Source organism: Roseateles sp., from assembly GCF_036404855.1.
Lineage (GTDB): Bacteria > Pseudomonadota > Gammaproteobacteria > Burkholderiales > Burkholderiaceae_C > Pelomonas.
Genome location: NZ_DASWYS010000288.1, coordinates 1 through 4,007 on the forward strand (window position 1 = coordinate 1; position 4,007 = coordinate 4,007).

The window sequence follows — 4,007 nt, forward strand, 5'->3', positions numbered from 1 at the left end:
CAGACCAGGGGCGGCGTTCACGGCCGGCAGCAGTGCCGCGACGTTCTTCAGCGCAGACAAGGTGCCGACATAGGCCAGCAGCGTGCGCCCGGCGGCGCGCTGCCGGGCGATCCAGCCGTGAACGGCGGTGGGCAGCGGGCCGGCAGGCGCCGGCGCACGAAAGTTGTAGGCCACGTCAAAGTTCAGCTCGGGCGCCAGGCGCGCGTAGTGTCGTTGGCTGGCCCGGGAGACGCAGAAGCGCCGATCCAACCGTGCGACGGCGCGGCGCCACAACGCCCAGGCGAGCCCCACCTTCCAACCGGCGTAGCCGTGACGGAGATCGGCGAGGAAGTTGTTGTGGGCAGTCGTGATGACGCGGCGCCGGCGCGAGCCGGCCAACAGGGCGCCAAGCAGGTCTGGACGCAGGCAATGGGTATGGACGAGGCCGCGCAGGCGCCAGAGGTCTGCGATGCGGAAACGCCGCACCTCGTGCAGCCCGGCGAGGTCGGGGCGGCCGGGGCCGGGAGAGAGATAGAGCCAGCGCACCTGCCAGCCCTGTGCCAGTGCAGCTTGCGCGAGCTCGGCGGCGACGTTGCATGGCCCCGTCGCATCCAGCCGCGGCGTGATCAGCGTGTAGTCAGGCGTCATGGGCGGGCCAGGCCCTGCAGCAGGGCCTCGACGATGCGTTCGCTGGCGCGGCCGTCGCCGAAGGGGTGGCGGGCCTCGGCCATGGCCGCGTAGGCGGCCGGGTCGTCGAGCAGCCGGTTGCTGGCGGCTGCGAGGGGCTCAGCCTGCTGGCCGATGAGCAGTGCTGTGCCAGCCTCGAGGGCTTCGGGGCGCTCCGTGGTGTCGCGGGTCACGAGCACGGGCTTGCCGAGGCCGGGGGCTTCTTCCTGGATGCCGCCGCTGTCCGTGATGATGTGATGGCAGCGGCGCATCAGCGCGACGAAGCCGAGGTAGTCCAGCGGCTCGATGAGGTGGACGCGAGGCGTGCCCGCCAGCAGCGTGGCGACGGTTTTGCGCACGCGGGGGTTGAGGTGGACGGGGAAGACGATGTCCACGTCGCCGCGCGCGGCCAGCTGGCGCAGCGCCGTGCAGGTCGCGGCCAGCCCCTGATCGAGGTTCTCGCGCCGATGGCCGGTGACGAGGATGAGGCGGCGCCCCTGCGCCAGCTCGGCACAGAGATCCGGACCCAGAGCCTGCGCGAGCACGGCATCCAGGTCGGGCCGGCGGCAGACGGCCTGCAGCGCGTCGATGACGGTGTTGCCGGTGACGTGGATGGTCGCGTCGGCGATGCCCTCGCGGCGCAGTTGGGCCGCGGCCCAGGGCGTGGGCGCGAAATGCAGGTCGGCCAGCAGCGAGAGGGTGCGGCGGTAGACCTCTTCGGGCCAGGGCGAATGGCGCTGACCGGTGCGCAATCCGGCTTCGACATGTGCCAGCGGCACGTGCGTGTGGAAGGCCGCCAGGCCGGCGGCGAAGGCCGTGGCCGTGTCGCCCTGTACCACGATGCGGTCGGGGTGCGCGGTGCGGATGAGCTGGCCGATGCCGATCAGCGTGCCGGCGGTGAGCTGGTTCAGGTCGGGCTGGTCCTGCATCAGCGCCAGGTTCTCGTCGGGGAGCAGCCCAAAGGCCTGCAGCGCCTGGGTCAGCATTTGCTGGTGCTGGCCGGTGGTACACAGGACGTGCTCGACGCCCGGGTGGGCGCGCAGGCGCAGGATCACCGGCGCGAGCTTGATCGCTTCGGGCCGGGTGCCGACGACGGTGAGGATGCGAAGGCGGGTCATGTGGATCGTGACAGGCGCGAGGTGAGGGCGCAGACGGCGGCAAACAGCAGCAGCGACGCGACCAGCCGGCCTGCCTGCATGCCGGCCACGCCGCCGAGCGCGCTGCCCAGTCCGAGGAACGTGGCCGCCCACAGCAGGCTGAGCAGGGCGGCCGGAGCATAGAGCCTGCGAGCCAGCAGCTCGTTGTTGAGCAGGCTCAAGGCCAGCGCAAGACCGGCGCTGCACAGCATCCAGCGCGTGGCCCAGACATCGGTCAGGGCCGGGTTGCCGATGAAGTGCAGCAGCCATCCGGGGTGCCAACCCATCAAGGCTGCGACCGCCAGTCCGGCCACGGCGCTGCGATATATCCAGGGCCTGAGCGCGCGCTGCGCATCGGCGCCCCGATCATGCGCCGCCAGCAGTGGCAATAGCGCCTGGCCGACCAATCCGGGGACATAGAGCAGCAACTGGTGGATCTGTTCCAGCGCCTGGAACTGCGCCAGGTCGGTGGGCGGTCCGCCATGCCGGGTGACCAGCGCCGCGGCGACGAAGGCAACGGGCGTGACGGCGGCATTGGCTAGGGTGCTCCAGAGCACGTCCAGGCTGGCGCGCGGGACCACGGCGGTGGGGGCAGGCAGCAGCGCGGTCTGCGGCGCAGCCGGGGGCAGGGCATGGCGCAGCAGGGCTCCGCCCAGCGCCAGTGAGGCGATGCTGCCGAGAACCAGTCCCCACAGTGCAGTTTCAAGGCCACCGCCGACCATGAAACCGAGACCCATGCCCAGTGCCTGACTCAGGCCGCCCACCCCTTGCAACAAGGCCGAGTGCCGAACCGCATGCAAACCATTGAGCATGGTGGCGATCAACAGCGTCAGCGACCAGGCCATGCCGTGCGCGAGCGCGGGCCAGAACGCGGCGAGATCGAGATGCTGCCCGAAGGCACGGCTCGCCGTTGACGCGCCGATGACGGCGACGGTCGCGGCGAGCAGGCCGGCCCAGGCCGTGCCGTGGCGTAGCGCGCGCAACGCGATTGCGCGCCGTGCGGGCCCGGCATCGGCGGCCAGCCTTTGCGTGGTGACCGTGCCCAGTGCCGTGGTGGCAAGGCTGGCGGCCACGGAAGCCCAGACAAAGGCGATGGACAACGAAGCGAAGGCCGCGGCGTCGAGCTTGCGCCCGAGCATGATGAGGACGGCGTAGGGCGCCACGCGGCCGACAAGGCTGCCGGCGGACAGCCAGGCCGAGCGGGACAGGATCTCGCGCCACATGGCGGTCAGGCGGCCGCGAGGCCCGTGCGCTGGAAGAAGTCGCGCAGCGCCGGGCGGTAGGCGGCATGGTCGAAATAGCGCTCGAAGATGGCGCGGTAGCTGGCCAGCACGACCTCGGCGTCAAGGGGGCGGGCCTCCTGCGCCAACACGCGTTGGCTGACGTGCTCGGCCTCCAGCCTGTCCAGCCAGACGATGGGCGTGACGGGTGCGAGGTGCTGCGAGAAATCCTGCGCGGCACGGGTCATCACCGGGATGACGCCCGCAGCCATGTAGCTGGACACCTTGGTGGGCGTGGCCACACGGTTGACGACGTGGTCCTCGCGCAGCACGAAACCGTACTTGAAGGCGGCCAGCGCCTGCGGCAGCTCGGCCAGAGGCACATAGGCCACCGTCGTGGCCGGAACGCCCAGCTGGCGCAGTCGGGCGGTGGCTTGTTCACGTTCGGCGGTCAGCAGCGTCAGCGTGGCGTCGGGCAACTGCCGCTGGATGGCGGCGAAAGCCGCGAGCGTGGCGTCAATGCACTGCCACCGATGCAGGCTGCCGGCGTAGACAAAGGACGGTCGGTGGTACTTGTCCGTTGCGCGGAAGGCCGCAGGGCTCAGCGTGGCATTGACGCAGGGCATGACGGTGCTGGCCAGTTCCAGGCGCGGGTACTTGGCGGCGAAGTGCTGCTGCATGGCTTGCGAGACCATCAGCGCGCCCTGGCTGCGCTTGAGCGTCCAGGACTCCAGGCGGTTCCAGGCGAATTCGCGCAGGCGGCTGTCGAACTGCCATCCCGCTTCCTCCGGGTACAAGCCTTGCAGCCATTGCCAGAGGCGCGCCCGCGGGCGGTGCATGCTGAGCCGGGCGGCGCTCTTGCATTCGATGCAGAGTACGTTCGCCTGGGGTGGGATGGCGTCCAGGTCGGGCGTGTGCGTCAGCCGGTGGCCCAGATCGCCGAGCGCGTCGGCCACACTGGCGAGGTAGTGGCGCGTCGCGTCGTTGAGCTGGGCCGGCGGTGCAA

At 70.8% G+C, this 4,007-nt stretch carries 4 protein-coding genes; all 4 read right to left on the reverse strand.

What is annotated here, in order from left to right:
- The coding region (locus VGF12_RS19100; RefSeq protein WP_331177635.1) for a glycosyltransferase family 4 protein at positions 1–627 on the reverse strand (627 nt) is incomplete at its 3' end.
- The gene (gene wecB / locus VGF12_RS19105) at positions 624–1,763 is read right to left on the reverse strand and encodes a non-hydrolyzing UDP-N-acetylglucosamine 2-epimerase (RefSeq protein WP_331177636.1); all 1,140 of its coding nucleotides are present in this window, start codon (positions 1,761–1,763) and stop codon (positions 624–626) included. The genes wecB and VGF12_RS19100, both read right to left, overlap by 4 nt.
- Complete coding sequence (locus VGF12_RS19110; RefSeq protein WP_331177637.1) at positions 1,760–3,004, reverse strand: oligosaccharide flippase family protein; 1,245 nt, start codon at positions 3,002–3,004, stop codon at positions 1,760–1,762. Before VGF12_RS19110 ends, wecB begins: the two co-directional genes overlap by 4 nt.
- A gap of 5 nt (positions 3,005–3,009) precedes the next feature.
- Positions 3,010–4,007, reverse strand: a 998-nt coding sequence (locus VGF12_RS19115) for a hypothetical protein (protein ID WP_331177638.1), incomplete at its 5' end; no start/stop codon positions are given.

Coding starts and splice junctions, on each gene's coding strand:
- wecB (WP_331177636.1), bottom strand. CDS start 1,763: ATGACCCGCCTTCGCATCCTCACCGTCGTCGGCACCCGGCCCGAAGCG.
- VGF12_RS19110 (WP_331177637.1), bottom strand. CDS start 3,004: ATGTGGCGCGAGATCCTGTCCCGCTCGGCCTGGCTGTCCGCCGGCAGC.